26 protein-coding genes and 2 pseudogenes are annotated in these 24,078 nt (G+C 68.6%); 12 read left to right on the top strand and 16 right to left on the bottom strand.

Features of this window, described 5'->3' with window-relative positions; genetic code table 11:
• Window positions 1-99: 99 nt before the first annotated feature.
• Window positions 100-1,266, bottom strand: a complete 1,167-nt coding sequence (locus ACFWNN_RS13195; RefSeq protein WP_382440119.1) for a hypothetical protein — start codon at window positions 1,264-1,266, stop codon at window positions 100-102.
• Between the two features lie 70 nt (window positions 1,267-1,336).
• Entirely contained in the window at window positions 1,337-2,494 is a 1,158-nt protein-coding gene (locus tag ACFWNN_RS13190) for an FAD-dependent oxidoreductase (protein ID WP_382440118.1), read from the bottom strand.
• Window positions 2,495-2,568: 74 nt separating this feature from the next.
• Between ACFWNN_RS13190 and ACFWNN_RS13185 the strand changes: the two genes are divergently transcribed.
• The gene (locus ACFWNN_RS13185) at window positions 2,569-3,162 is read left to right on the top strand and encodes a TetR/AcrR family transcriptional regulator (protein WP_285639304.1); all 594 of its coding nucleotides are present in this window, start codon (window positions 2,569-2,571) and stop codon (window positions 3,160-3,162) included.
• A 4-nt stretch (window positions 3,163-3,166) separates the two neighbouring features.
• On the opposite strand, the gene ACFWNN_RS13180 is transcribed toward ACFWNN_RS13185, so the two are convergent.
• The 3 genes from ACFWNN_RS13180 to uvrA all read right to left on the bottom strand — a co-directional run bounded on the left by ACFWNN_RS13180 (window position 3,167) and on the right by uvrA (window position 6,825).
• A complete protein-coding gene (locus ACFWNN_RS13180) occupies window positions 3,167-3,634 on the bottom strand; it encodes an SRPBCC family protein (protein ID WP_382440117.1) in 468 nt (155 codons plus the stop codon).
• A 129-nt stretch (window positions 3,635-3,763) separates the two neighbouring features.
• Window positions 3,764-3,946, bottom strand: a complete 183-nt coding sequence (locus ACFWNN_RS13175) for a hypothetical protein (RefSeq protein WP_285639302.1) — start codon at window positions 3,944-3,946, stop codon at window positions 3,764-3,766.
• Window positions 3,946-6,825 (bottom strand): excinuclease ABC subunit UvrA, encoded by a 2,880-nt coding sequence (gene uvrA / locus ACFWNN_RS13170; RefSeq protein ID WP_382440116.1) that lies wholly within the window; start codon window positions 6,823-6,825, stop codon window positions 3,946-3,948. The genes ACFWNN_RS13175 and uvrA overlap by 1 nt, the downstream gene beginning before the upstream one ends.
• Window positions 6,826-7,050: 225 nt before the next feature.
• Between uvrA and ACFWNN_RS13165 the strand changes: the two genes are divergently transcribed.
• Complete coding sequence (locus ACFWNN_RS13165) at window positions 7,051-7,803, top strand: maleylpyruvate isomerase family mycothiol-dependent enzyme (RefSeq protein WP_382440115.1); 753 nt, start codon at window positions 7,051-7,053, stop codon at window positions 7,801-7,803.
• 47 nt (window positions 7,804-7,850) lie between these two features.
• Here ACFWNN_RS13165 and ACFWNN_RS13160 read toward each other — a convergent pair.
• Window positions 7,851-8,810: pseudogene (locus ACFWNN_RS13160) on the bottom strand (acyltransferase family protein); the annotation flags it as partial.
• 138 nt (window positions 8,811-8,948) lie between these two features.
• Between ACFWNN_RS13160 and ACFWNN_RS13155 the strand changes: the two are divergent.
• Window positions 8,949-9,626, top strand: a complete 678-nt coding sequence (locus ACFWNN_RS13155) for an MBL fold metallo-hydrolase (RefSeq protein ID WP_382440114.1) — start codon at window positions 8,949-8,951, stop codon at window positions 9,624-9,626.
• On the opposite strand, the gene ACFWNN_RS13150 is transcribed toward ACFWNN_RS13155, so the two are convergent.
• Window positions 9,612-10,889: a hypothetical protein gene (locus ACFWNN_RS13150; protein WP_382440113.1), complete on the bottom strand. Its 1,278-nt coding sequence runs from the start codon at window positions 10,887-10,889 to the stop codon at window positions 9,612-9,614. The two genes, ACFWNN_RS13155 and ACFWNN_RS13150, sit on opposite strands and share 15 nt — an antisense overlap.
• A gap of 48 nt (window positions 10,890-10,937) precedes the next feature.
• Window positions 10,938-11,519 carry a hypothetical protein gene (locus ACFWNN_RS13145; protein ID WP_382440112.1) on the bottom strand — a complete coding sequence of 194 codons (582 nt, stop codon included), beginning with the start codon at window positions 11,517-11,519 and terminating at the stop codon, window positions 10,938-10,940.
• A 10-nt stretch (window positions 11,520-11,529) separates the two neighbouring features.
• On the opposite strand from ACFWNN_RS13145, the gene ACFWNN_RS13140 reads away from it, so the two are divergent.
• Both ACFWNN_RS13140 and ACFWNN_RS13135 read left to right on the top strand, forming a co-directional pair.
• Window positions 11,530-12,480 carry an amidase family protein gene (locus ACFWNN_RS13140; RefSeq protein ID WP_382440111.1) on the top strand — a complete coding sequence of 317 codons (951 nt, stop codon included), beginning with the start codon at window positions 11,530-11,532 and terminating at the stop codon, window positions 12,478-12,480.
• Between the two features lie 64 nt (window positions 12,481-12,544).
• Window positions 12,545-13,183, top strand: coding sequence for a hypothetical protein (locus tag ACFWNN_RS13135; protein WP_382440110.1), 639 nt, complete (start codon window positions 12,545-12,547; stop codon window positions 13,181-13,183).
• Here ACFWNN_RS13135 and ACFWNN_RS13130 read toward each other — a convergent pair.
• A complete protein-coding gene (locus ACFWNN_RS13130) occupies window positions 13,180-13,722 on the bottom strand; it encodes an NADPH-dependent FMN reductase (protein WP_382440109.1) in 543 nt (180 codons plus the stop codon). The genes ACFWNN_RS13135 and ACFWNN_RS13130 overlap by 4 nt on opposite strands.
• Window positions 13,723-13,783: 61 nt before the next feature.
• On the opposite strand from ACFWNN_RS13130, the gene ACFWNN_RS13125 reads away from it, so the two are divergent.
• From ACFWNN_RS13125 to ACFWNN_RS13110, 4 genes and pseudogenes are all read left to right on the top strand, one after another.
• Complete coding sequence (locus ACFWNN_RS13125) at window positions 13,784-14,374, top strand: TetR/AcrR family transcriptional regulator (protein ID WP_382440108.1); 591 nt, start codon at window positions 13,784-13,786, stop codon at window positions 14,372-14,374.
• 4 nt (window positions 14,375-14,378) lie between these two features.
• Window positions 14,379-14,756, top strand: coding sequence for a DUF1801 domain-containing protein (locus ACFWNN_RS13120; protein ID WP_382440107.1), 378 nt, complete (start codon window positions 14,379-14,381; stop codon window positions 14,754-14,756).
• A gap of 11 nt (window positions 14,757-14,767) precedes the next feature.
• Window positions 14,768-15,211, top strand: a pseudogene (gene rnhA / locus ACFWNN_RS13115) (ribonuclease HI); the annotation flags it as partial.
• 276 nt (window positions 15,212-15,487) lie between these two features.
• On the top strand, window positions 15,488-15,901 hold the full coding sequence (locus ACFWNN_RS13110; RefSeq protein ID WP_382440106.1) for a PPOX class F420-dependent oxidoreductase: 414 nt from the start codon (window positions 15,488-15,490) through the stop codon (window positions 15,899-15,901).
• Here the strand turns inward: ACFWNN_RS13110 and ACFWNN_RS13105 are convergent.
• Both ACFWNN_RS13105 and ACFWNN_RS13100 read right to left on the bottom strand, forming a co-directional pair.
• Window positions 15,896-16,516, bottom strand: coding sequence for a class I SAM-dependent methyltransferase (locus tag ACFWNN_RS13105; RefSeq protein WP_382440105.1), 621 nt, complete (start codon window positions 16,514-16,516; stop codon window positions 15,896-15,898). The two genes, ACFWNN_RS13110 and ACFWNN_RS13105, sit on opposite strands and share 6 nt — an antisense overlap.
• Window positions 16,513-17,649 carry a PLP-dependent aminotransferase family protein gene (locus ACFWNN_RS13100; protein WP_382440104.1) on the bottom strand — a complete coding sequence of 379 codons (1,137 nt, stop codon included), beginning with the start codon at window positions 17,647-17,649 and terminating at the stop codon, window positions 16,513-16,515. Before ACFWNN_RS13100 ends, ACFWNN_RS13105 begins: the two co-directional genes overlap by 4 nt.
• 98 nt (window positions 17,650-17,747) lie before the next feature.
• On the opposite strand from ACFWNN_RS13100, the gene ACFWNN_RS13095 reads away from it, so the two are divergent.
• Window positions 17,748-18,059: an ArsR/SmtB family transcription factor gene (locus ACFWNN_RS13095; protein ID WP_382440103.1), complete on the top strand. Its 312-nt coding sequence runs from the start codon at window positions 17,748-17,750 to the stop codon at window positions 18,057-18,059.
• Between the two features lie 3 nt (window positions 18,060-18,062).
• Window positions 18,063-18,944, top strand: a complete 882-nt coding sequence (locus ACFWNN_RS13090; protein ID WP_382440102.1) for an SRPBCC domain-containing protein — start codon at window positions 18,063-18,065, stop codon at window positions 18,942-18,944.
• A 56-nt stretch (window positions 18,945-19,000) separates the two neighbouring features.
• Here the strand turns inward: ACFWNN_RS13090 and ACFWNN_RS13085 are convergent, their stop codons facing one another.
• The 4 genes from ACFWNN_RS13085 to ACFWNN_RS13070 form a co-directional block, all read right to left on the bottom strand.
• The gene (locus ACFWNN_RS13085) at window positions 19,001-20,587 is read right to left on the bottom strand and encodes a TIR domain-containing protein (protein WP_382440101.1); all 1,587 of its coding nucleotides are present in this window, start codon (window positions 20,585-20,587) and stop codon (window positions 19,001-19,003) included.
• Between the two features lie 283 nt (window positions 20,588-20,870).
• On the bottom strand, window positions 20,871-21,713 hold the full coding sequence (locus ACFWNN_RS13080) for a helix-turn-helix transcriptional regulator (RefSeq protein ID WP_382440100.1): 843 nt from the start codon (window positions 21,711-21,713) through the stop codon (window positions 20,871-20,873).
• A 189-nt stretch (window positions 21,714-21,902) separates the two neighbouring features.
• Complete coding sequence (locus ACFWNN_RS13075; RefSeq protein ID WP_382440099.1) at window positions 21,903-22,082, bottom strand: DUF397 domain-containing protein; 180 nt, start codon at window positions 22,080-22,082, stop codon at window positions 21,903-21,905.
• A 157-nt stretch (window positions 22,083-22,239) separates the two neighbouring features.
• A complete protein-coding gene (locus tag ACFWNN_RS13070; protein WP_382440098.1) occupies window positions 22,240-23,124 on the bottom strand; it encodes a hypothetical protein in 885 nt (294 codons plus the stop codon).
• A 14-nt stretch (window positions 23,125-23,138) separates the two neighbouring features.
• Between ACFWNN_RS13070 and ACFWNN_RS13065 the strand changes: the two genes are divergently transcribed.
• On the top strand, window positions 23,139-23,885 hold the full coding sequence (locus ACFWNN_RS13065; protein ID WP_382440097.1) for a class I SAM-dependent methyltransferase: 747 nt from the start codon (window positions 23,139-23,141) through the stop codon (window positions 23,883-23,885).
• Here ACFWNN_RS13065 and ACFWNN_RS13060 read toward each other — a convergent pair.
• Entirely contained in the window at window positions 23,864-24,073 is a 210-nt protein-coding gene (locus ACFWNN_RS13060) for a hypothetical protein (RefSeq protein ID WP_382440096.1), read from the bottom strand. The two genes, ACFWNN_RS13065 and ACFWNN_RS13060, sit on opposite strands and share 22 nt — an antisense overlap.
• Window positions 24,074-24,078: the final 5 nt, after the last annotated feature.

Below are 24,078 nucleotides of genomic sequence, written 5' to 3'. Positions count from 1 at the left end.
TCTCGGGGCGGGGGCGCCGGGGTCTTCGCCGGCGGGGGGGCCTCCGTCGTCCGACGCGCCCGGGGGGGCCGAGCCCGGGGGGCGCGCTTCTCTCCCCTCTTACTGGCCGGCGCGACTTCCGTCGGCCTTGGTAGCCCACCACTTTCCGCCAACGCCCTGCCCGTTGGCTTCACCGCAGATCTTGTCCCCTGCGAACAGGTACTGCGGCCACCCCGCGATGGTGAGCTGCTTCTTCCCGTCCCGCTCGATCGTCCCCACGAGCGAGGCGTCCACGCCCTGCACCTGGAAGCCCTCGTCGACGAAGGCGGGCGGCCATTGCGTCGCACACTGGTCGAGGCAGTTGCTCTTCGACGGGTCGGCGCTGTCGTCGTCGAACCGGTAGAGCGTCATGCCGTCCTTGTCGGTGGCGACGACACCGAGGTTGCCGACGGTCGCGCTGGTGAGTGCGATCGCCTTGTTCTGCTGGGCCTTCTTGCCGTCGGTGGCCGTGGCGAACCACTTCGCGACCGTGACGCCCTTGGCCTCACCTGGCTTGGTGTCGTTCTTGAACGTGTACTGCGGCCAGTTCGCGACCGTCAGCTGCTTCTTGCCGTCGGCGCGGGTGATCGTGCCGAGCAGCTTCGAGTCGATGCCCTTCACGCGGGGCGTGTCGCCGTCGACGATCACCGGCGGCCAGGCCTCGGCACAGCCACCGTCGCAAGTGGACGCCGGCGGCTGGGCCGTGTCGCCGTCGAACCGGTAGAGCGTGAGGCCCGCGTTGTTGGTCAGCACCGCGCCGAGCCCCGTGACGACACCGGTGCGAGCCGTGAGCTGGGTGCGCGCGCCGTCCTTGGCGGTGGCGAACCACTTGCCCTGCAGGCCCTGGCCCTTGGTCTCACCCGGCTTGGTGTCCTTGGCGAACCGGTACTGCGGCATGCCGTCGACGGTGAGCTGGCGGCTGCCGTCCTTGCGGACGATCGAGCCGACGAGCGTGCGGTCGACGCCTTCGAGGGCGAAGTCCTCGCCGGACACCGTGGCGGGAGGCCAGGTAGCGGCGCATTCACCGTCGCAAGTGGACTCGTTCGGCTTGTCGCCGTCGAAGCGGTAGAGGGTGAAGCCCTGGTCGTCGGTGATGATCTCGCCGAGGTCCTGGATGCCGGCGGTCCTGAGCGCCACCGCCCCCTGCGGTTGTTGCTGTGCGACCGGCTTCGTCTCCGGTGTGGCCGCGCAGGCGGTCAGTGCGATCAACCCCAGCGCGACGACCGCAACGGTCTTGCGGATCATCATGAACCTCCTGGCTCGTGCCCTCCAACGCCACTCACACGTAGGGGCAGCCAGAACGGTTCAATCTTTTTTCTCAGAACATCGCACGCTTGAGCGCGGGCACGGCCGCGGCGGTCCTGAGCACGGTCTTGAAGATCGTCCGCGCGACCGGTCCACCGTCCGCGAACTGGCGTGCCGCCTTCAACGAGTCGCGCACGGCCGCGAAGCCGTAGTCGTACATCTCCTTCTCGTAGCGGGCGATCGCGTCACCGCCCTCGGCGATGCAGCGCGCCAGGAGTCGCGCGTCCTTCAGCGCGATGTTCGCCCCGATGCCCCGCATGGGCGTCATCGCGTGGATGGCGTCGCCGAGCACCGTGACGTTCGTGGGCCGCCAGCGGTCGATCGGCTTCGACGACCGAAGCCTCCACTCGCTGACCGTCTCCCGCGGCGACGCCTCGACGATCCTGGTCAGGTCCGGGCTCCACTTCGCGATCCGGCGCAGCACCTCGGCCTTCAGGTCCTGTCCACCGTGGACGGTCATGTCGGCCGCCGCGTAGGCCCACATCAGGTAGGGACGCACGTTGTCGAACAACAGGTCGTCCTCGTCCGTGACGCCCAGCCCGTCGTGCGCGGCGAGGAACATGCCGGCCCTGGTGGTCGGGATGATCGTGTTGGCGCGGTCGACGAGCTCGCGAGGCACCCAGTCGTTGTCGTCGAGGAACAGCTTGCCCGCGATCGCCGTGACACCGATCTTCTCCGTGCCGGCGTGCGGGAGGTACTGCTGCCGCACCCGTGACCTGATGCCGTCCGCGCCCACCAGCAGGTCGCACGACTCGATGGAGCCGTCCTCGAAGTGCAGCTTGATGTCGTCGCCCTGCTCGTAGCGCTCGAACCGCCGGCCGAACCGCACGTCCAGGCCGTCGAGCAACACCTGCCGGAGCGTGATCCTGCTGGCCGAGTAGTGCTTCTCCTCCTCCGGGTCGAGCACGAGCAACGGCCGCAGCCGCTGGTCCAGGAACCCGAACCCGTTGCCGCCCGACCCCGCTCCCTGCTCGAACCGCTCCCAGCTCGCCGCCGGCAAGCACTCCCTCAACGCCGCCGCGCCGTCCGGGTTGATGTGCACCCGGTACCCCTGCAGACGGTCCGTGCGCGACAGATCGCGCTCGTACACCGCCACGTCCACGCCGGCCTTGCGCAACCCGTGCGCCAGGCACAGCCCGCCGATTCCCCCACCGATCACCGCGATTCGCATGACCTGAAGTTTCAACCGCACGGTTGATTAAGTCAACCCAATGGTTGATAAAGCCGGTCGGCTACCGTGTCGACGTGGATCAACGCCGCTCTCCCAGCGCCTCGGAGCGCAAGCGCGACCCGGAACGCACGCGGGCCCTGCTCCTCGAAGCGGCCGCGGCGGAGTTCGGCGCGAAGGGCTACGCCGCCACGCGCACCACGGACATCGCGGCGCGGGCAGGCGTGAACAAGCAGCTGATCTCGTACTACTTCGGCGGCAAGGAAGGCCTGTACAAGGAGCTCGCGACGAGCTGGCACGGCTCGGCGGAGGAACTGGCGAGCCGCAGCCAGTCACTCGACGAGGTCGTGTCCGGGTTCGTGATGACGACGCTCACCGACCACGGCCGCATGTGGGCGTGGGCGAACCTCGCCGGGGACAGCCCGCCCACCGACGAGGAGTTCTTCCAGCGCCAGGTCGAGGAGATGCGCAAGCGTCAGGAGGCCGGCGAACTGCCCGCCGGGATGGAGCCCGCGTTCCTGCTGCTGGCCCTGATGGCGGCGGCGTCAGCGCCGTTGACGTTGCGGCAGAGCGCGGGCCAGATCACCGGTCAGGACCCCGCGACGCCCGAGTTCGCCGCGAAGTACGCGGAACAGCTCGGGATTCTGGTGAGGCACCTGTCCGGCCGCTGACAGCTCAGGACTCGCGGCGGGCGGCCGCCTTGGCTTCGAGGACCTGCTTCAGGCCCTTGAAGCCGCCGCGCATCATCATGTCGTGGTTGCCGCGGAAGAACGGCTTGGCGATCAGCACCAGCCGGCGCAGCAACGCCTTGTTGACCACGACCTCCTGGTCGAACATGAGGTCGGTGCCGCCGTCGCGGCCGGTGATCTCCCAGCTCGCGTAGCCCTCGAGATCGCCCGACAACGTCGCGCGCAACAGGCCTGCCTGCTGGTTCCTGATGCTGTGCTTCACCTGGACGACGAGGGCGAACGGCAGGAACGACCGGCAGTAGAGCACGCCGGACTCGTCATCGATCTTCGTGGCCTTGCGGATCTCACGCCACCACAGCGGGTAGTTCGCGATGTCCGACAGAACCTCGTACACGAGGTCCGGAGGCGCGTCGACGTGCCACACGCTGCGGAAGCGATAGCGGTTGAGTGACACGGCCGCCATCATCCCGGATCCCTCGTCAGAGTGACAGGTCCTGGGCAAAAGTCACAGCGGACCGGGAATTCCTCACCGCGTGTCATATGGCTCTAGTGGGACTCAAGCGCCCCACTAGGCCACACGGGTTCACTTGTCGACTAGATGAGGAAGCCGTTCCAGGGTCCGCACCCAGCTGACAGCCGCGACGCGACGGAGTGCCTGCTCCGACGAGTCGAGCGCCTCGACGAGGCTGAAGGGGTACACCACGGGCTCCCCGCGCGACGCCTGAAGGGCGCGCTCGCGGTGGGCCAGCGCATCGAGTGGAATCATCACCCTGCTGCCGACACCTCCTCGTTTTCGAGCACCTGCAGCAAGAACTGCCCCGTGTAGCTCTCCTTGACCTGCGAGACCTGCTCGGGCGTGCCCTCTGCTACGACCATACCTCCGCCTGAGCCCCCTTCGGGACCCATGTCGACGATCCAGTCGGACGTCTTGATGACGTCGAGGTTGTGCTCGATGACGATGACGCTGTTCCCCTTGTCCACCAGGCCGTTGATGACGCCCAGCAGCTTGCGGATGTCCTCGAAGTGCAGGCCCGTGGTGGGCTCGTCGAGGATGTACACCGTCTTGCCCGTCGAGCGCTTCTGCAGCTCCGACGCGAGCTTCACGCGCTGCGCCTCACCACCGGAGAGCGTCGGCGCCGGCTGGCCGAGCCGCACGTAGCCCAGACCGACCTCGACCAGCGTCTTCAGGTGGCGGTAGATCGCGTTGATGGGCTCGAAGAACGTGGCCGCCTCCTCGATCGGCATGTCGAGGATCTCGGAGATCGTCTTGCCCTTGTAGTGCACTTCCAGCGTCTCGCGGTTGTACCGCGCGCCCTTGCAGACCTCGCAGGGCACATACACGTCCGGCAGGAAGTTCATCTCGATCTTGATCGTGCCGTCGCCGGCGCACGCCTCGCAGCGGCCGCCCTTGACGTTGAACGAGAAGCGGCCCGGCTGGTAGCCGCGGACCTTCGCCTCCGTGGTCGCCGCGAACAGCTTGCGGACGTGGTCGAACACGCCGGTGTAGGTGGCCGGGTTCGACCGCGGGGTGCGGCCGATCGGCGACTGGTCGACCCGCACCAGCTTGTCGACCTCGTTCAGGCCGTTGATGCGGGTGTGGCGGCCCGGCACCTGGCGCGCGCCGTTGAGCTTGTTCGCGAGGACCGTCGCGAGGATGTCGTTGACCAGCGTCGACTTGCCCGAGCCGGACACGCCCGTGACCGAGGTGAGGGTGCCGAGCGGGAACGACACGTCGATGCCACGCAGGTTGTGCTCGCGCGCGCCGACGACCGTGAGCTGGCGCTTCTTGTCGATCTTGCGGCGCTTCGCGGGCATCGGGATCGACTTGCGGCCCGACAGGTACGCGCCGGTGATCGACTCCTTGTTGCTCAGCAGCTTCTTGTACGGGCCGCTGTGCACGACCTTGCCGCCGTGCTCACCGGCGCCGGGGCCGATGTCGACCACCCAGTCCGACGTGCGGATGGTGTCCTCGTCGTGCTCGACGACGATCAGCGTGTTGCCGAGGTCGCGCAGCCTCGTCAGCGTCTCGATCAGGCGGTGGTTGTCGCGCTGGTGCAGGCCGATCGACGGTTCGTCCAGCACGTACAGCACGCCGACCAGGCCCGAGCCGATCTGGGTGGCGAGCCGGATGCGCTGCGCCTCGCCGCCGGACAACGTGCCGGACGCGCGGTCGAGCGACAGGTAGTCGAGGCCGACGTCCAGCAGGAAGTGCAGGCGGGCCTGGATCTCCTTGAGCACGGCGCCCGCGATCATCGACTCGCGCTTGGCGAGCTTGAGGCCGTCAAGGAACTCCGAGCACTCGGAGACGCTCATCGCGCAGACCTCGGCGATGGAGCGGTCGCCCTTCTTGCCGTGGTGCAGCGTGACGGCGAGGATCTCGGGCTTCAGGCGGGTACCGGAGCACGCGGGGCACGGGACCTCGCGCATGTAGCCCTCGTACTTCTCCCGCATGTACTCGGACTCGGTCTGCTCCTGGCGCCGTTCGAGGAACGGGATGACGCCCTCGTAGTTGGCGTAGTAGGAGCGCTCACGGCCGTAGCGGTTCTTGTAGCGGACGTGCACCTGCTCGTCGATGCCGTGCAGGATCGCCTTCTGCGCCTTGGCGGGCAGGTGCCGCCACTGCGTGTCCATGCGGTAGCCGATGGTCTCGCCGAGCGACTGGAGCAGGCGGATGAAGTACTCCGCGGTCTGCCCGCCGGCCCACGGCGCGATGGCGCCCTCTTCGAGGCTCAGCTCGTCGTCCGGGACCACGAGCTCCGGGTCAACCTCCTTCTTGACGCCGATGCCCGTGCAGACCACGCACGCGCCGTAGGGCGAGTTGAAGGAGAACGACCGCGGCTCCAGGTCCTCGATCGCGAGCGGGTGGCCGTTGGGGCACGCCAGGTTCTCGGAGAAGCCCCTGATCCGCTTCGGGTCCGTCTCCGGGAGGTCGACGAACTCGAGCTCGACCAGGCCGTCCGCGAGCCGCAGGGCCGTCTCGACCGAGTCGGTGAGGCGCTGCTTCTGCGCGGCCTTGACGCTCAGGCGGTCGATGACGACCGCGATGTGGTGCTTCTCCTGCTTCTTGAGCTTGGGCACCTCGGCGAGCGTGTAGACGACACCGTCGACCTTCGCGCGCGAGTAGCCCTGCGTCTGCAGGTTCTGGAACAGGTCGACGTACTCGCCCTTGCGCCCGCGGATGACCGGGGCGAGCACCTGGAACTTGGTGCCCTGCTCCATGGCGAGCACCTGGTCGACGATCTCCTGCGGCGTCTGCTTGCCGATCGCCTCGCCGCACTGCGGGCAGTGCGGCTTGCCGGCGCGGGCGTAGAGCAGGCGCAGGTAGTCGTAGACCTCGGTGATCGTGCCGACGGTCGAACGGGGGTTGCGGCTCGTCGACTTCTGGTCGATCGAGACAGCGGGTGAGAGGCCTTCGATGAAGTCGACGTCGGGCTTGTCCATCTGCCCGAGGAACTGGCGTGCGTACGCGGAGAGCGACTCGACGTAGCGCCGCTGGCCCTCGGCGAAGATGGTGTCGAAAGCCAGGCTCGACTTGCCGGAGCCGGACAGCCCCGTGAAGACGATCAGGCTGTCCCTCGGCAGGTCGAGATCGACGCCGCGCAGGTTGTGCTCGCGGGCGCCGCGAACAACAAGACGGTCTGCCACTGGGGTCCCTTCGGCTGCGATTGGCGGGTCACTCACGCCACACTCTTCCGAACAAGCGTTCGAAGAGTACTAGCATCGGATTGGAGGCTGCGACCGACCCGCCGACCATGCTAGGACGCACCCCTGACAAAAACGGTTCGGGTCGCTATCGCATTCCCCTGAGCTGGGATTACCCATAGGCTGGTCACTTCGATCAGAAGCCTCAACGTCGGGGAGAGGCAGCACATGACCTACACGCCGTCCACTGAGCAGACGTCCGTACCCGCCCCGCGAGGTGTGCCCGACCGGCACATCACCGCGGTGCGCGAGGCGACGGACGTGCTCTACGAGGTCGTCGAGGAGCTGGACGAGGCCGCCGTGCGCGGCGCGTCGCTGCTCCCCGGATGGACCCGCGGACACGTCATCACACACCTGGCGCGCAACGCGGACGCGCTGGTGAACCTGCTCACCTGGGCGCGCACCGGGGTCGAGCACCAGGCCTACGCCTCGCGGGCGGACCGCGACGCGGACATCGAGGAGGGGTCGCACCGGCTGCTGCAGGTGATCAAGGCCGACCTCGACTCCGCGTGCCAGCGGTTCGAGGTCGCGTGCCGCGAGTTCCCGCAGCACGCGTGGCGTTCGGAGGTCACCGCGCCCAAGGGCCAGACGATCCTCGCGTCCACCGTGCCGTTGTTCCGGCTGCGGGAGATCTGGATCCACCTGATCGACCTGAACGCTGGCGTCGGGTTCGACGACCTGCCCGCGGCGTTCGTGGAGGAGTTCCTCGACGACGCCGTGCGGCAGTTCGAGGGCAGGGTCGATCCGTTCGAGATCGAGGTGACCCTGCCCGGCGGCGGTCAGCGCAGGTGGGCCGTGAACGGTCCGGCGAGCCGCAGTTCGGTGAGCGGGTCCGCGAGTGCCGTCCTGGCGTGGCTGACGGGCCGTTCCGACGGTGCGGGCCTGCGCGGTGAGCTGCCGGAACTGCCCGACTGGATCTGAGTGAGCAGCCTGTAGGCGGGCTTCTCGACGAACTTCGTCATCGCCCAGCCGAGCACGAACGCCGAGGTGAGGAAGCCCGCGAGGAGCCACCAGGACCGCAGCCCAACGGCGTGCATGCGGTCCATCACCACGGTGCCGATCTGCTGGTGCACGAGGTAGACCCCGTACGAGATGCCCGCGAGCCACGTGATCGGCCGTGCGATCGGGCTGAAGAACACCCAGTCGGGTCCGGCGGCCGCCGCGCACACCATCAGTAGCAGTACGGCGAAGCCGAGCGTCGATCCGTACTCGGTCGTGTGAATCGCCTGCGCGATCAGGGTGGCCGTGAGGAGCGCGGCGAGGTGCGGGGTCTTCAGCCGGTCCTTGTGCCACAGCCAGATCGCGATGCCGGCGGCGAACAGCTGCGCCCTGTGCAGCGCGAACCCGTTGTAGACGACGAACAACGTGTGCGAGTGGTCCAGCAACGGCCTGAGCAGCAGCGGCGTGACGATGAGCGCCCACAGGAAGACGCGCAGCTGCGTGCCTCTCAGGAACTTCACCAGCACCGCTCCCGCGATGAACGCCGCGATCTGCACCGGCACCGTCCAGTAGGCGAAGTCGACGATGTTGACGTCCGGCATCCACTGGTTGATCAGCAGCAGGTTGTAGACGACGTCCCTGCCGTCGAGCTGGCTCCACCCCTCCGGTGCGATCCATCTCTGCACCGCGTAGGTGAGCAGCACCGCCGCCATGTACGCGGGCAGCAGTCTGGCGAGTCTTCTCCACAGGAACTGCCCTGGCTTGCCGCTGTTGAGCGAGGCACAGGCGAAGAAAGCCGAGACGACCATCAGCGTGCTGGCGCCCATCGACATCGGAAACGTGAACGGCAGCGGCCCGAGATCGGGGTGGCTGCTGACGCTCGTGAGCGTGGCGTGGTGGAGCAACACGCACCCGATGGCGACGACGCGGAGGACGTCCCAGCTGACCCTGCGGGCCTTCTGGGGCTTCTGTCGTTGCGCTGGAATCACGAGAGGCGGGGACCTGTTCGTTGATGCGTTCGGAGTACTGCGGGCTCGGAGCTTGATCCTTACTTACCCTATGAGTGAGACCTGTATGCAACCTGAAGGTGTGCGTCTCGCCGCATCGAGCGACTACCGTCTGCCACCGTGGACGTACACGAGAACTACACCGGTCACGTCGATCCAGACGGCCCCGCCGCCCGCCGCACGCTGGCCGCGCTGACCATCACGAAGATCTCCGTCGGCCCGATGGACAACAACGCCTACCTGCTGGTTTGCCGGTCCACGAACGAAGCGTTGCTGATCGACGCGGCCAACGACTACGAGCGTCTCTCCGACCTGCTGGGCCACCTCCCGGAGCGCCCGAGGCTGCGCACGATCGTGACCACGCACCAGCACGCCGATCACTGGCAGGCACTGGGCGCCCTGGCCGGAGCGCACGGCTCGAACACCGCGGCCCACGAACTGGACGCGGCGGTCCTCCCGGTCCCCCCGGACGTCCTCGTGGACCACGGCGACACCATCAACGTGGGAGAAGTCCCGCTGTCGATCATCCACCTGCGGGGCCACACGCCGGGCTCGATCGCCGTCCTCTACGACGACCCGGACGGCCACCAGCACCTCTTCACCGGAGATTCACTCTTTCCGGGTGGTGTGGGCAAAACCACGTCGGCGGACAACTTCGCGTCGCTCATCAACGACGTGGAGGACCGCCTGTTCGCCGTCCTGCCCGACGACACCTGGTTCTACCCGGGCCACGGCGACGACTCGACGCTGGGCAAGGAGCGCCCGTCGCTCGCGGAGTGGCGTTCACGCGGCTGGTGAGCCCGGCCGCTCGGGGAGCCTGACGACGCGGGCTCCCCATCGGACCGCGACCAGGGCCAGTGCGGCGAGCACGAGCAGCACGACCCACACCGAGACGTAGTACCCCTCGGGGAACTGGGTCGGGCTCTTCTCGTAGGCGAGCCACGGCTGGATCAGCTGGCGGAACCCCAGCAGGAAGCCGGTCAGCAACGGCACGAGTGCGACGGGCAGCGCGCGGAGGTCCGCGAGCGCGGGAGTGGCGGCGGCGACCGCGCAGGTCATGGCGAGCACGCCGAGCACGATGATCAGCTCGCCGAGGCCGCGCTGCGTCAGGTCGACGTACTGGCCGGTGACGTCGACGACGAGTCCCATGATCGCGGCGAGTGCGGCACAGGCGCCGGCACCCACCGCGGCCTCGTGGCCGGACCACGCGGCGACGATCCCGGCGGCCAGGCCCACCAGGGCCGCCGGCGCGGACACCACGACCCCGCCCGCGCTGAAGTAGAGCCCGAAGTTGAGCGGGGCGGAGACGGCGAGCAGGACGACACCGGCGGTCGCCGTCCCGAGGAACGCTCCCCTGCCCAGCACGAGGGTCAGCACCACCGCGCAGAGCAGCACCGCGACGCCCGCTCCCGCCCTGGCGAGCGGCAGCACCAGGTACGGCAGCAACAGCAGACCGGTGCCGAGGAGCACGAGCGGCAGCAACGCCGCCAAGGTTCCCGCGACCGCCGCCCGCGTGCTGACGCGGTCGGATCGCGGAGCTCTGCCGGTGCGCACGGCGTGGACCGCGAGAACGGCCCCGAGCACCCCGAGTCCCGCCAGCGCGAACACGACGGGTGGCGGCACGATCCTGCTGTTCAGCCAGTCCAGCCCGAGGAACAGCGTGGCCAGCAACGGGACCACGACGACCGTCGCGGCCAGCGCGGCGTCACGGGTGACCGCGAGCGCGCCGAGGACGATCAGCACCGCCCCGGCGGCGCCCACCGCGTCGATGATGGCCGACGTGCCCGGCCGCAGACTGAAGAAGTGCGCCTGCGACTCGACCGAGGCGATCAGGACCCCGGTGGTGCCCGCCAGGAGCAGCCATTGCCAGTGCCTCGTGAGCCACACGCCGGCGATCACCGTGAGCAGCGGGACGCCCAGCGTCGCGAAGGAGTACTTGCTGACCCCGAAGTGCGCGCCGTACTGCGCCAGGAGGTCGTACTTCGCGACGGTGAAGAGCGAGAGGAGAGCCAGCGCCACCGGGCCCCAGAGCCACGCGGGCTCGTGGCGTACGTTCTGCACGGCGCGCAAACTAGCGCGGCCCGCACCCCGTCCGTGCCGGTTTCGGGATCAGTTGACCACGTCCAGCAGGTCCAGGTAGCCGGTGGTCGTGCGCCACAACGCGTCCGAGTGCGGGGTGAGCTTGCCGGGGCTCCAGCGGTGGTCGGTGTACTCCTGGTTCGCGCGGCGCAGCGCCCGCAGGCTCACGTCGAGCTCGTCGGCGACGCGCCTCCTGAGCTCGTCCGGCTCCGGCGCGGCGGTCCTGACCAGCTCGGCCGTGCCGTCGCCGACGGCGACGAGCGCCTCCTCGTTGACGCCGTCGGCGGCACTCCAGACCAGCGCCGGGCGTTCGATGCGGTGGTTCCACACCGGTGCGTCCCGGGAGCGCCAGCGTGCATCGAACGGGTTGCGCGACAGCCTGGTCGAGTTGGCCCAGTGCTCGGCGCCCACCGGTTCGGTCAGCCACGGCACGTCGTCGACCGGCAGGTCGGTGACCAGGGCGACCTGGATGACGTCGACGTCGCGCGGCACGTCGACCAGGCCGCCGAAGACCCACAGCTCGACCACCTGGAACCGGAAGAAGCCGGTGGACAGCCCGCCGCACTTCTCGGCGAGCTCGGTCAGGTGGTGCACCGCACGGGACCATTTCACGGGGTGGATCATGCCTGACCGGGTGGCGGAGGCGTTGGCGCGGCTCGACGCCGTGGAGCCGGTGCTGTGTGCGTTCCACGAGGTGTTCCGCGAGCCCCGTGTCGAGGTCGACCCCTCGCTGCCGTTCGCGGGCATGCCCATCGCGGTGAAACGCGGCGAACGGCGAAGCCACCGTGACGCACTCACGGCCAGAGGGTGTGTGCCGATCGGACTGACCACCACGCCCGATGGCAGCACCCCCTGGCAGACGTGGGGCCGCAACTCTCGTGGCCTTACACGCAATCCGTGGAACCTCGACCGCACGCCAGGCGGTTCGTCCGCGGGATCCGCGGTGGCCGTGGCGGCGGGCGTGGTGCCGCTCGCGACGGGCGTGGACGGCGCCGGCTCGATCCGCATCCCGGCGGCGTGGTGCGGCGTGTACGGGCTGAAGACCACGTCGTCCGAACGCGCGGCGGTCGGCGTCTTCACCCGCGACCCGGACCTGCTCGCCACCTACCTGGACATCACCGAGACCCCGACGCCCACCACCGTCTGGTCCACCGACCTCGGGTTCGCCGAGGTGGACGACGAGCAGGCGTCGATCGCCTGGAGCGCCGCCTCCGCGCTGAACCCGCGTCCGGCCGACCTCGTGCTGCGCGACCCCGCCGCCGACTGGTTCACCGGGCGGTGCGGCCCGAACCCGGCGCTGGACGCGCTGTTCGAGACCGCCGACGTCCTGCTGACCCCCACCACCCCCGGCCCACCGCACGGCCACGACGGCCCCGGCGAGCGCATCAACACCGCACTGACCTGGGCGTTCAACCTCAGCGGACATCCGGCGATCAGCATCCCCGCCGGGTTCGACGCGGACGGCCTGCCGGTCGGGGTGCAGGCCGTGGCGCGGCACGGCCGGGAGGCTGATCTGGTCGCCGTCGCCCGGTCGATCGGCAAGGTCGAAATGCCACCCGATCGTGTGCTTTGACCCCATTCCACCACGCTGACCTGGTCACGTGCGGTGTCCTCGTCCCCCGAAGGAGGGGACTCGAATGGCGCGAAGAATCGGTGGAGCGGGCGGCGGGTCGGATCCCGGCAGCAAGGCGGGCGTGGTGGTGGTCGCCGGCGCGCTGGCGCTGTCGGTCGCCGCGGGTGGCGGCTTGTCCGGCGGTGGCGCGGCGATCGAGTCGACGGGCGTGAACCTCGCCAAGGCCAGGTCCGATGGCAAGAAGTCCGCCCGCAACGGTGATGTGGACGGCGCCTGGCGTCAGCTGAACATGCGCACGCTGAGACGCACGGCCAAACCGGCGCTTGAGTGCGTGTCGCACTCCCACGGCCAAGTGCGCGACCACCTCGCCCGCAACCCCTGCAAGTCACTCGACCGCACCCTGTTCGCTGTCGGAGACGACAACAACAACGTCGCCGTCGTGTCCGTAGCGTGGGTTGGTTTCAAGAACCGGAGCGACGCCGCCGCGTTCAAGAAGCTGATCGACGTCCACGGCACCGGGGACGTCATCCCACTGGCCACGCCGCTGCTCGACATGGCCGACATCAGCTTCAGCGGCCTGCACTACGCGTCCCGCTCGGACGGCACCACGATCGTGATCGCCGAGACGGAGCCGGCATCCGGCCGGGTGAGCGGCGAGACCCTGGACGCCATCGCCGACATCGCGAGCTGGCTGCCGCGTTAGGCCGCCACGGCGCGCACGGAACGCAACGCCGAAGCCCACGCCACCAGCTCGTCGAGCATCGCGTGCAACGTCTCGTGGTGCTCCGGTTCCCCCTGCAGGTCCCCACGCCCGAACGCGACCTGTGTGCGCACGGTCGCCACCTTCAGTTCGGCCAGCACGAGCCGTAGCTGTTCCACGGCACGCAACCCGCCCGTGCCACCGACGCCCACGAAGCCCGCGGCCTTGTCGTTCCACTCCGCGTACAGGTAGTCGAGCGCGTTCTTCAGTGCCGCGGAGAACGAGTGGTTGTACTCGGGCGTGATGAACACGAAGCCGTCGTACGACGCGATGACGGACGACCACTCGCGTGTGTGTGCGTGCGCGTACTCCCCGAACAGTGCGGGCACGGGCTCGTCGAGCAACGGCAGGTTCACCTCCGCGAGGTCGATGAGGTCGAACGACGCGTCACCACGGGTGCCGGCGACGTTCATGACCCACCGCGCCACCTCCTCCGAACGACGGCCAGGACGGGTGCTTCCCAAGATCACTGCGATGCGCATGCCGCCAAAGTACAACGATCGCTGTACTTAGTGCAACGCTCGTTGCACTAAGCTGCGGACCATGCGACCGGACAAGCGGCAGGCGATCCTGCACGGGGCGTTGAACGTGTTCGCGCGCGACGGCTACTCGCGGGCGAGCATCGACGCCATCGCGAAGGAGGCCGAGGTGTCGACCCGCACGCTCTACAACCACTTCGCGGACAAGGCCGACCTCTTCCGCCACGTCATCCAGGCCAGCGCCGACGCGGCCGCGCGCGAGCAGATCGCGATCATCGAGCGGCACTTCCACAAGGTCACGAACCTGGAGAAGGACCTCACTGCGTTCGGCAGGGCCATGTGCACCGAGCTCGGCAACGCCACGCACTTCGCGCTGGTCCGGCAGATCAACGCCGAGCTCGGCCACATCCCCGACGACGCGATCGAGGCGTGGCAGGAGACCGGGCCGCGCAAGGTCCGCGCCACGCTCGCGCACGAGCTCGCCCGGCTCGGGTTCAAGGACTCGGCGCGCGCCGCGGTGCACCTGATGATGCTCACGATGACCGGCGATCCGAGCATCCGAGGCTCACGACCGAGTGATGACGACATCAGAGCAGGGGTGCGCGTGTTCCTGCACGGGCAGGATGTCGAGAAACGGCGCGAGGCGACGACATAGGGCTATGGACACTCGTATCGACGACTACATCGCAACGTTGCCCGAGTGGCAGCAGGACGTCTGCCGCCAGGTGCGCGCGCTCGTACACGAGGCCGACCCGGACGTCGAGGAGACCATCAAGTTCACGAACCGGCCGTACTTCGTGCTGGACGGCAACATCTGCGCGTTGCTCGGCACCAAGGACCACGTGAACGTGATGCTGTACGACAAGGCGATCGTGCCGGACCCGCACAACATCATCACGAGCGGCCACGGCAACAAGACCGCGCGCATGATCTCCGTCTACCGCGACCAGCCGATCAACGCGCCGGCGCTCGTCGAGATGTTCCGCCACATCATCGCGAACAACCGTCAGCGCAGGAGTGTCAGAGGCCGTCGGTAGCCTCAGCACGCATGGAGGTCGAGATCTACACCGACGGCGCGTGCAGCCCCAATCCCGGACCGGGTGGCTGGGGTGCCGTGCTGCGCTACGGCGAGCACGAGAAGGACATGTACGGCGGTGACATCGGCCCGACGACGAACAACCGCATGGAACTGATGGCGCCCATCATGGCGTTGGAGAGCCTCACGCGCCCGTCCGTCGTGAAGCTCTGGACGGACAGCACCTACGTGCGGAACGGCATCACGTCGTGGGTGCACGGCTGGAAGGCCAACGGCTGGCTCACGAAGGCCCGTGAGCCCGTCAAGAACGCGGACCTGTGGCGCCGCCTGGAAGAGGCCGCCAACCGGCACGACGTCGAGTGGCACTGGGTCAAGGGCCACGCGGGTCACCCGGAGAACGAACGCGCGGACCGCCTCGCCGTGCGCGGCGTCGAGGAGGTCACGGGCCGCACGGTCGAGCAACCCGGCGCGAAGCCGAAGAAGCCCGCGAAGCCCAGGCAGGCGCGCGAACTGAGCGGTGAGGCGTGCGGCGCGCCCACGAAGAAGGGCACGCCCTGCCCGATCACCGCGGGCACCAACGGCCTGTGCCACATCCACGACCCGGCGTTGCAGTGCGGCGCGCTGACCAAGAAGGGGTCGCCCTGCACCATCGCGACGGGAGGCGGCCGCTGCGAGCACCACCAGGAAGCGCTCGAACTGTTCAGCTGAGCGGACCGGCGTAGCGTCCCCGCCATGCTCCCCGAATCCGCCAGATCAGTGCTGGAGTCGAACGCGCTGGGCCACCTCGTGACGCTCGGCCCGGACGGCTCCCCGCAGGTCACCATCGTCTGGGTGGGGCTCGACGGCGACGAGATCGTCTCCGGCCACCTCGCGTCGCACCAGAAGGTCCGCAACATCCGCAACGACGGGCGCGTCGTGCTCTCGATCGAGACGCCCATCGTCAACGACCACGGCCTGCAGGAGTACCTGGTCGTCTACGGCACGGCCCGCATCACCGAGGGCGGGGCGCCGGAACTGCTCCAGCGCCTCGCGCACACGTACCTCGGCCCGGACGTGAAGTTCCCGGCGATGGACAACCCGCCGCCAGGGTTCGTCACGCGCATCAGCGTCGACCGCGTGGCGGGCGTCGGCCCCTGGGCGTCATAGGGCCTCGTAGCAGGAGTGGACCGCGGGCTGGCCCGTGTAGTTGGGGCCGGCCCGGTCGTCGGCGCCGAGGTAGGCGAACGGCAGCCGCGGCGTGCCAGGCCCCTCGTAGCCGACCAGCCGCCGCCGGCTGTCGTAGGTGAACCCGTTGTCGCGCAACGCCGTGGTCAACTCGCGTCCGAACGGGCTGCCGTCGGGGCGACGCACGCCGGCGACGTCGAAGTTCGCCGCGAACCGGCCGCCGGGCGCGAGCCACGACGCCACCCGCTCGAGCAGGCCGAGCTTGTCGCCGACGTAGTGCAGGCCGTGCACACAGGTCACCAGGTCGACCGGCCCGGCGGGCGCCCACTGGTCCACGGGCGCGACGACGAAGCTCAGCCCGTCCCGCGCGGGCACGTGCCGGTCGACCAGGTCCACCCCGATGATCGTCAGGTCCGGACGCGCCGCCTCGGCCAGCGCCTTTCCGCTGCCACAGCACAGATCCACCCACACCCCGGACGCCGGCGGCAGCTCCACCCCGAGCTCACGGCCGTAGCTCGCCAGGCCGCGTTCGCGGTTCATCGCGCAGTTCGCGACGACCGACGAGCCCCACAGCGCCTCGTCGTCGAGCAGGCTCACCCGAGCACCTTCGCGAGGCGCGCCATGCCTTCCGCGATCTCGTCCACCGTGTTGGAGGTGAACGACATCCGCAGCGTGGAGTGGTCCGGCGTCGTCGCGAAGAACGGCGCACCGGGCACGAACGCGACGTCGTGCCGTAGCGCTTCCTTCAGCAGCACGGCGCTGTCCACGTCGCCGGGCAGTCGCAGCCACACGAACATGCCACCGTCCGGATCGCTCCACGTCGTGCCGTCGGGCACGGCGGACGGCAGTGCGGCGATCATCGCGTCCCGGCGCAGACCGTACTCGGCGCGCAGACGGGTGATGTGGGCGTCGAGGTCGTTGTGCGCCAGGTACGAGGCCGCGGCGGCCTGGTCCACTGTGGACGTGTGGAGGTCGGCGGCCTGCTTGACGATCGTCAGCGTGCGCAGCAGGTCGGCGGGCGCACGCAGCCAGCCCAGGCGCATGCCGGGCGCGCCGACCTTCGAGAAGCTGCCCAGGTAGATGGTCGTGTCGCTGATCGATGCGAGCGCGGGCACGGCGGAGCCGCGGTAGCGGAGTTCGCCGTAGGGGTCGTCCTCCACGATCCACAGGTCGCGCGCGGCGGCGATGTCGGCGATCTCCGCACGGCGCGCCGCGGTGAGCGTGCGGCCGGTCGGGTTCGCGAAAGTCGGCACCAGGTAGAGCAATGCGGGCTTCTCCGCCGCCACGACCTCGCGCAGAGAGGACGGAACCAGTCCGTCCGCGTCACTCGCGACGGGCACGACGCGGGCACCGGTCATCTGGAAGCACTGGAGCGCGGCGAGGTACGTCGGTTCCTCGACCGCCACCACGGCGCCGGGGCCGAGCATCGCGGTGGCCACGAGGGCCAGAGCCTGCTGGGAGCCGGTGGTGATCAGGACGTCCGGGGTGGGCAGGCCGCGGCCCGTCAGACGGGCGGAGATGAGCGCGCGAAGTGCCGGATTTCCTTCCGTGGGCGCGTATTGCAGCACGGACCGGTCACGCAGGGCGAGGTCGTAGGCGGCACGCACACCGTCCAGGTCGAACAGTTCGGGGGCGGGAAGCCCACCGGCGAAGGAGATCACCTCGGGGCGGGACGTCAGCGCGAGCAGGTCGCGCACCGGAGAACTGGCCACGGGGAGGGTGCGGTGCATGAACCGCACGGTAGTCGGGGCCGCCCAGAAAGTGGACGCCGTTTCCCGACCCTTGGTATGACTTGGCGCTTATATGCCGCTGTAGCTATATTGCCAACATGGCATCTACATTCGCTGTGCTGGCGGATCCGAGCCGCCGGGAGATCCTCGACCTGCTGCGCGAACGCGAGCGGCCGGTCGGTGACCTCGTCGGTCGGCTGACCCTCACCCAGCCGACCGTCTCGAAGCACCTCAAGGTGTTGCGGGAGGCGGGCCTGGTCGAGGTGCGCGTGGACGCGCAGAAGCGCTTCTACCGGGTGTCGCCGGGGCCGCTGGCGGAGATCGACTCCTGGCTCGCGCCGTACCGGCGGATGTGGGAAAAGAGCCTGGACGCACTGGAACGCCGACTCGACGAGATCGAAGGGGACTGACCCGTGGACGCCGAACTGCAGATGATCGAAGGCAAGCCCGTGCTGCGCTTCGAGCGCGCGCTGCGGCACTCGCCGGAGAAGGTCTGGCGGGTCGTCACCGAACCCGCCGAGATGAAGCACTGGTTCCCCGCCGAGGTCGAGATCGAAGGCAGGAAGCTGCGCTTCACGTTCCCCGACGCGGCCCCGGTGGACGCCGACGGCGGCGAGGGCGAACTGCTGGAATCCGACCCGCCGAAGGTGTTCGCCTTCCGCTGGGCGGGCGATGTGCTGCGCTTCGAGATCCTGCCGCGCGACGAGGGCTGCCTGCTGGTCTTCACCGCCGTCGTGAGCAGCAAGCTCTCGGTGGGCCGCGACGTCCCGGGCTGGATCACCTGCCTCGACGCCCTGGTGGCCCACGCCGACGGCACCGAGTTCGAGCCACCGACTGAGTGGCTCTCCCGCATCGAGCACTACATCAGGGAGTTCGGGCTCGACGAGGGCACCGACGAACCCGAGGGTGTGCGCTTCGTGCGGGACCTGGTGTGGGCGCCGCTGGACGACGTCTGGCAACTCCTCACCGAAGGCACCGAGGACGGCGTGCCCGTCCGAGCCGCGCACCCCGGCCTCACGCCGGGCGAAGTCGTCACGGCGGAGGCGCCGCGCGTGCTGGAGTACGAGTGGCTGCGGGAAGGCGAGCCGCAGGGCAAGGTGCGCTGGGAGTTCGACCACGTCCCGTTGCAGGGCACCACGGTGACGCTGACGCAGGAGAACGCGCACGGCCCCGAGGCGCTCGCGGCGTGGCACGTGCACCTGGAGCTGTTCTTCGCGGCCACGCAGGGCGAGATCCACTGCCCGTGGCCCGCGGAGAGGGAAGAGGAACTGGCCAAGCGCTACGCCGACCGCTGATCACCAGAACACCGGACCCCGGACGCGGCCGTCGCGCAACGGCCGCGCCGCCGGGGTCATGCGTGTTGCACTCGGTCGACCAGGCAGGCCCAGTCGGGCACGCAGCGCCTGCCCAGGCGTTTCGCCGCGCGGAGTTCGTGGGCGAGCACGGCCAGGCGGCGGTCGCGCGGGTCGGGCGCGAGGTCTTCCAGCCGTTGCACGTCGGCCGTGCTGAGGCGGAAGCCGACGAGCTTGGTCGAGTCGATCCTCGCGATCGTCCACCAGCAGGTGGCGGCCGCGTAGTCGCAGCCCAGCGTTCTGAACTGCGCCTCGGCAACGAGGAGGTCGCGCAGCGCCTCCGGTTTCTCGCGGGTGGCCAGAAAAAGGTCGGCGCGGACCTGGAGGGACCTGGCCACCACCTCGGGGTAGTCCGCGGTGGCGATGACGCTGGTGACGAACTCCTTGCCCTCGTTGTACTTCCGCGCCGCGAGGCACAGGCGTGCCTGCAGGACGGTGAGCCAGTGGTACGGCTCGGTGCCCGGGGTCAGGAGGCCCTCCGCTATGCCCGCGCTCTCCCAGGCGGCGGCGAGCAGGTCGCGTTCGCCGATCATCTCGTACAGCAGCAGCTGCTTCTCCGCGTGCAGCGAGGCGCACACCCCGACCTCCTCGCTGGTGGGTCCGCAGATGGAGCGGTAGAGCGTCGTCGCGAGGATCAGCAGGTGCTCGCAGTTGCGCAGGTAGAAATCGCGGTCGTACGGCATCGCCTCCATCGCCATGTGCAGGAAGACGCGGGCGTGGGCGCGCTGGCCGCGGGCGGCCGTGGTCAGGTCGCGGTACTTCTTCGCGATCTGCGTACCTTCCTCGGCCACGGACGCCGCCTGACTGAACCTGTGCTCCCGCAACAGGTGCCACGCCTTGCCGGAGACGAGGACCTTCGCCATCAGGGCGCCCTCCCCCTTCAACGGCAGCGTCGACGAGAGCGTCTTCAGGCACACCTGCGACAGCCTGCTGACCAGCGGGACGTCCCCGTGCGCCTTGGCGACGGCGACGACCGAGTCGAACGCCCTGGCGAGTTCGAGATCGCCCTCCCCCTGCTCCACCAGGTCGTGCGCGAGCCGGTAGGCCAGCTCGGACGACGGCGGCTTCGCCTCCAGAGCCGCCAGCATCACGCGACTTCGGTGCACCCCCTGTTCGACTTGCACGACTTCACCCCCGTTCGCCACGACTTCGAGCGCGCCGAGACTGCGCACCAGTTCCTCCTCGCCGTACAGCGTGCTGGGATCGAACCGGTGGATCACCAGCTGTTGCAGGACGGACGGCAGCGCGTTCGCTTCGACGTCGGGCGGCACCACCGGCACCACGGCGCAGCCGTTCGCGCCGCCGTGGTGGTAGATCTTCTGCCGCACCAGGTCCACCTCGTAGCGCACTCCCCTGCGCTCGAGGAAGTCGTTCGACAGCAACGCCTTCAGGTAGTCGTCCGACACGATCACGAGGACCGTTCGATCCCGGACCGCGGTCTCCATCCAGGCCTGAATGGACAGTGGATGGATGATCGTGAGATCGCCGTCCCACAGCACGTCGAACCCGCGAGAGCGCAACGCCCCCACCACCGCGGAGGCGGCCGGGCCTCCATCGCTACTGCTGTAGCTAACGAATATGGCCATCGCAGCGACCTCTCCCGTGATGGACAACGAGGGGGTGGGTGCGATTTCTGGTGTCACTGCACATGGTGCGCCTCCTGCGGGTGTGGTCGCGCGCCGGTCGGCGAAGACCGGTGTGGCGAGGAGCAATCACCCGAACGGGACCTGGATGGCGGCACTCATCAGGGGTCGAACGTCATAGGCTTGCCTACGGCGACATTGCCTCGCCTCATTGGACTGGGGTTCGGTTGTGGGTTGCCATCGGACGGGTGGCTGTTGGCGCAGCCACCCGCCCGGCCATTGCGATTCAGGCCCCTCCTAGCTCCTTGAGTCGTCGGTCGATCACGTCAGGCGTCTTCTCCGCCGGCAGCGCGAAGCCCTCCAGCTGGATGAAGTAGTTCAGGAACTCCTTGAGCTCCGGTCCGGACGTCAACAGCTCGTCACGGCCGGGATGTTCGAGCAGCAGAGCGAAGTCCTCCTCCCCTTCGGAGAACTCCAGGATCGAGAACGAGCCCTTCATCGCCGGGTGGATGCCGGCGGAGAAGGGCAGGATCTGGACGGTCACGTGGTCCAGCGCCGCGACCTCCCTGATCCGCACCAGTTGGCGGCGGAGGATGCCCTCGTTGCCGATCACCCGGTGCAGCACGGACTCATCCAGGATGATCGCGATCTCCGGACCATCCGGGTCCAGCACCGACTGGCGGTGCATGCGGATCTCGACGCCTCGTTCGACAACCGGATCCGGGTTTCCGTAGCTCTTGACCAGTGCGTGCGCGTAGTCCGGAGTCTGCAACAGTCCGGAAACCACGTTGAGCTGGCTCTGCCGGATGCGGACGGCGGCGGTCTCCAGCTCGACGAACTTCGCGAACTGCTCGGTGAACGAGCCCCGGTACTTCTCCATCCACGCCGACTTCGACTGCCGGATCGCCCTGGCCATGCTCACCAGTTCGGCGACCCGCCCGTCGTCACGCACCCCGTAGTGGAACAGGAGCGCCTGCACGTCAGTGACGGAGATCTTGTTCTCCCCCTTTTCGATCCTGATCAGTTTCGAAACAGACCAGTCCATCGCGTCGGCAACAACCTGCTGACTGAGGCCGAGCTCGTCCCGCGTCTGCTTCAACTCGTTGAGCAGGCGCTTCTGCAGCACCACGGGACTTTCCTTGCCAGGCAACGCCACTCCTCAATCTGCTACGTAGCAGAATGGTAACCCTCAATTGGAGGGGCTCCACAATGGTTGACCCCCATTTGACCACTTTCAGACGGAAAGGATGCAGAAAGCAGCCACGCAGATCAACTCGCGGACTCCGTCCGGGTGGACGACGTCACCCGTTCGGCGAACTCACGAACGAGCGAAGAGGAGGAACGCGTACCAGCCCGCCGGCGAGACCTTCAGGCGCTCACCGTCATGGTCCTTCGAGTCCCTCAGCCAGATGGCACGACCGTCACTTGCGAACTCGACGCAGTCATTGCTGGAAGTACCGCTGTACGTACTGCGTTTCCACGTGAGCTCCGCCGCCATCGTCGCCCTCCCGGCAAGGTCCCCGACCCGACAAGGCCACACCTGAGCCTAATTCCGGCAAGTTGATCGAGACACCGCCAGAGGTGCGCCATCCAGTAGACAGAAAAGAGCCAATTCAAGGACAAGCGCACGGAGAACCTGTTGATATGACATGGAATCAGAGCGTGGCGAAGCGGTCAACGCCCACGCCGCTGATCAGCAGGCGCTCCTTGCAGTTGCCCGTCAGGCGCTGGGTCCAGTCGACGAACCCGCCGTCGCCGATCTCCACTCCGTCGCGGAACACCTTGAAGCACAAGCCTTTGTAGTACCCGGTCCGCCGGGAAGGATCGGCAGGCAACGAACCTCGCACCACCTCGAACCGCGGATCCAGCACCGTCACGCGGAATTCCACGTCACCGCAGGCAACACGGAGGTACTCGACGTGCTCGGCGAAGTGCTCGCGTTCGAACGCCAGCGAGCCGCGGTCACGGCCGGCGGACACCGCGGCGAACAACGTGAAGTGCGCGAACCTCCCGGCACCGTTGAAGAGTTGCGCGCGGACCACCCGTTGCACCGCCGCGAGCCGCACGTCGTCCGTGCCGGTTTGCCGTCGCAGTGCGGCTTCCAGCGCGAGGGCGTTGGTCGGGTCGGCCGCTACCTCGGTGCCGCGCACGGTCGACACGACGTTGTTCTGGTCCATCTCGGCCACCGCGGAGCACGTGCCGAGCGGCGCCAGCGGGGCGAGGCCCAGCACCGAGAACGACGGCGGCAGCGCGGCCAGCAGCTGGTCCTCCGCCTTGCGCAGCACGGCGAACGGCACCTCGGCCGGCGCGACGAAGCGGTCGGAACGGTACTGCCGCAACACGTCCGGCCCCGACCGCGAACCGGCCCGCCGCCGGGCCAGCGCGAGCAGCAGGGTCGTGAGGTCGCTGCCGGACAGGCCGGAAAGACGGTCCAGCACCTCTTCGCCACCCACCGACCGCAGCACCCGCGCCAGAACGCTCATGCCTTCCATGATCCGCGCGACCGCCACCGGATTTCGGCGGGCACGCGAGTGGATCACCTAAGGTCGGCTCCATGACCGAGCAGAAGTCCGCGCAGGAGCTGGAAGGCGAGTTGTGGGGCCGCAAAGCCGCGCAACGAGCGGCGCTGGGCGCGCCGATGTCCATGCCCGCCTGGAAGACCGCGATCGAACACACCGGCATCTCGCGCGGCACGAGTGTGCTCGACCTCGCGTGCGGTAGCGGCGAGTTCTGTGCCGCCGCAACGGAAGCAGGCGCGACGGCGACCGGCATCGACATCTCGCCGGCCATGATCGCGCTGGCCCGGCAGGCGAGCACCGCGACGTTCGTCGAGCTCGCGCTCGGCCCGCTTCCCTGGCAGGACAACACCTTCGACGTCGTCACGGCGTTCAACGCGCTGTTCTTCGCGAAGGATCCCGACGAGGCGTTCGCCGAGGCGGTCAGGGTCAGCGGGGACTACGTGGTCGTGTGCGAGTGGCATCCCGAGCTGCCAAGCGATCTGCTCGTGGTCGGACGTGCCGTGCGCGGGGACAGCGGCCGCACGCGCGCGAAGTTGCCCGAGGCACAGGAGAGAATCACGATCGACATTCCGCAGCACCATCCCGACGAGGCCACGATGCTGCGCAGCTTCCTGAGCGTGGGCAGCTATCAGCGCATCATCGAAAGGGAGGGTGAGGAGGAAGTCGCGCGGAAAATCAAGGTCGCGGCCGAGCCGTACCGAACCGAGGACGGTGTTTACAGGTTCTCGAACAAGTACCTGATGTCGGTGTTCCGCAAAGGTCAGGCGGCGAGCACGTCGTAGCCCGCGTCGGTCAGCGCGGCGGGGCCGGGACGGGTGCTGATCAGGCCCGCGGTGCGCAGGCGGAGGCCCGCGAACTGGTCGGCGCAGCACAGTCCGTCGACGAGCAGGGCGGTTCCGGCGATCTCGCAACGGCCGTCCGCGACGGCTCTGAGAACGGCGCGGTCGCGGTGAGTCAGTGAGTCGGTCATCTTCT

The organism is Lentzea sp. NPDC058450, from assembly GCF_042721395.1.
Taxonomy (GTDB): domain Bacteria; phylum Actinomycetota; class Actinomycetes; order Mycobacteriales; family Pseudonocardiaceae; genus Lentzea.
This window is presented reverse-complemented; position numbering and strand designations above follow the sequence as displayed.

Excerpts from the sequence above, each read along its gene's own strand:
- ACFWNN_RS13195 (WP_382440119.1), bottom strand. The coding sequence starts at position 1,266 with ATGATGATCCGCAAGACCGTTGCGGTCGTCGCGCTGGGGTTGATCGCA.
- ACFWNN_RS13190 (WP_382440118.1), bottom strand. The coding sequence starts at position 2,494 with ATGCGAATCGCGGTGATCGGTGGGGGAATCGGCGGGCTGTGCCTGGCG.
- ACFWNN_RS13175 (WP_285639302.1), bottom strand. The coding sequence starts at position 3,946 with ATGATTCCACTCGATGCGCTGGCCCACCGCGAGCGCGCCCTTCAGGCG.
- ACFWNN_RS13165 (WP_382440115.1), top strand. The coding sequence starts at position 7,051 with ATGACCTACACGCCGTCCACTGAGCAGACGTCCGTACCCGCCCCGCGA.
- ACFWNN_RS13140 (WP_382440111.1), top strand. The coding sequence starts at position 11,530 with ATGCCTGACCGGGTGGCGGAGGCGTTGGCGCGGCTCGACGCCGTGGAG.
- ACFWNN_RS13135 (WP_382440110.1), top strand. The coding sequence starts at position 12,545 with ATGGCGCGAAGAATCGGTGGAGCGGGCGGCGGGTCGGATCCCGGCAGC.
- ACFWNN_RS13130 (WP_382440109.1), bottom strand. The coding sequence starts at position 13,722 with ATGCGCATCGCAGTGATCTTGGGAAGCACCCGTCCTGGCCGTCGTTCG.
- ACFWNN_RS13125 (WP_382440108.1), top strand. The coding sequence starts at position 13,784 with ATGCGACCGGACAAGCGGCAGGCGATCCTGCACGGGGCGTTGAACGTG.
- ACFWNN_RS13120 (WP_382440107.1), top strand. The coding sequence starts at position 14,379 with ATGGACACTCGTATCGACGACTACATCGCAACGTTGCCCGAGTGGCAG.
- ACFWNN_RS13110 (WP_382440106.1), top strand. The coding sequence starts at position 15,488 with ATGCTCCCCGAATCCGCCAGATCAGTGCTGGAGTCGAACGCGCTGGGC.
- ACFWNN_RS13100 (WP_382440104.1), bottom strand. The coding sequence starts at position 17,649 with ATGCACCGCACCCTCCCCGTGGCCAGTTCTCCGGTGCGCGACCTGCTC.
- ACFWNN_RS13095 (WP_382440103.1), top strand. The coding sequence starts at position 17,748 with ATGGCATCTACATTCGCTGTGCTGGCGGATCCGAGCCGCCGGGAGATC.
- ACFWNN_RS13085 (WP_382440101.1), bottom strand. The coding sequence starts at position 20,587 with ATGGCCATATTCGTTAGCTACAGCAGTAGCGATGGAGGCCCGGCCGCC.
- ACFWNN_RS13075 (WP_382440099.1), bottom strand. The coding sequence starts at position 22,082 with ATGGCGGCGGAGCTCACGTGGAAACGCAGTACGTACAGCGGTACTTCC.
- ACFWNN_RS13065 (WP_382440097.1), top strand. The coding sequence starts at position 23,139 with ATGACCGAGCAGAAGTCCGCGCAGGAGCTGGAAGGCGAGTTGTGGGGC.
- ACFWNN_RS13060 (WP_382440096.1), bottom strand. The coding sequence starts at position 24,073 with ATGACCGACTCACTGACTCACCGCGACCGCGCCGTTCTCAGAGCCGTC.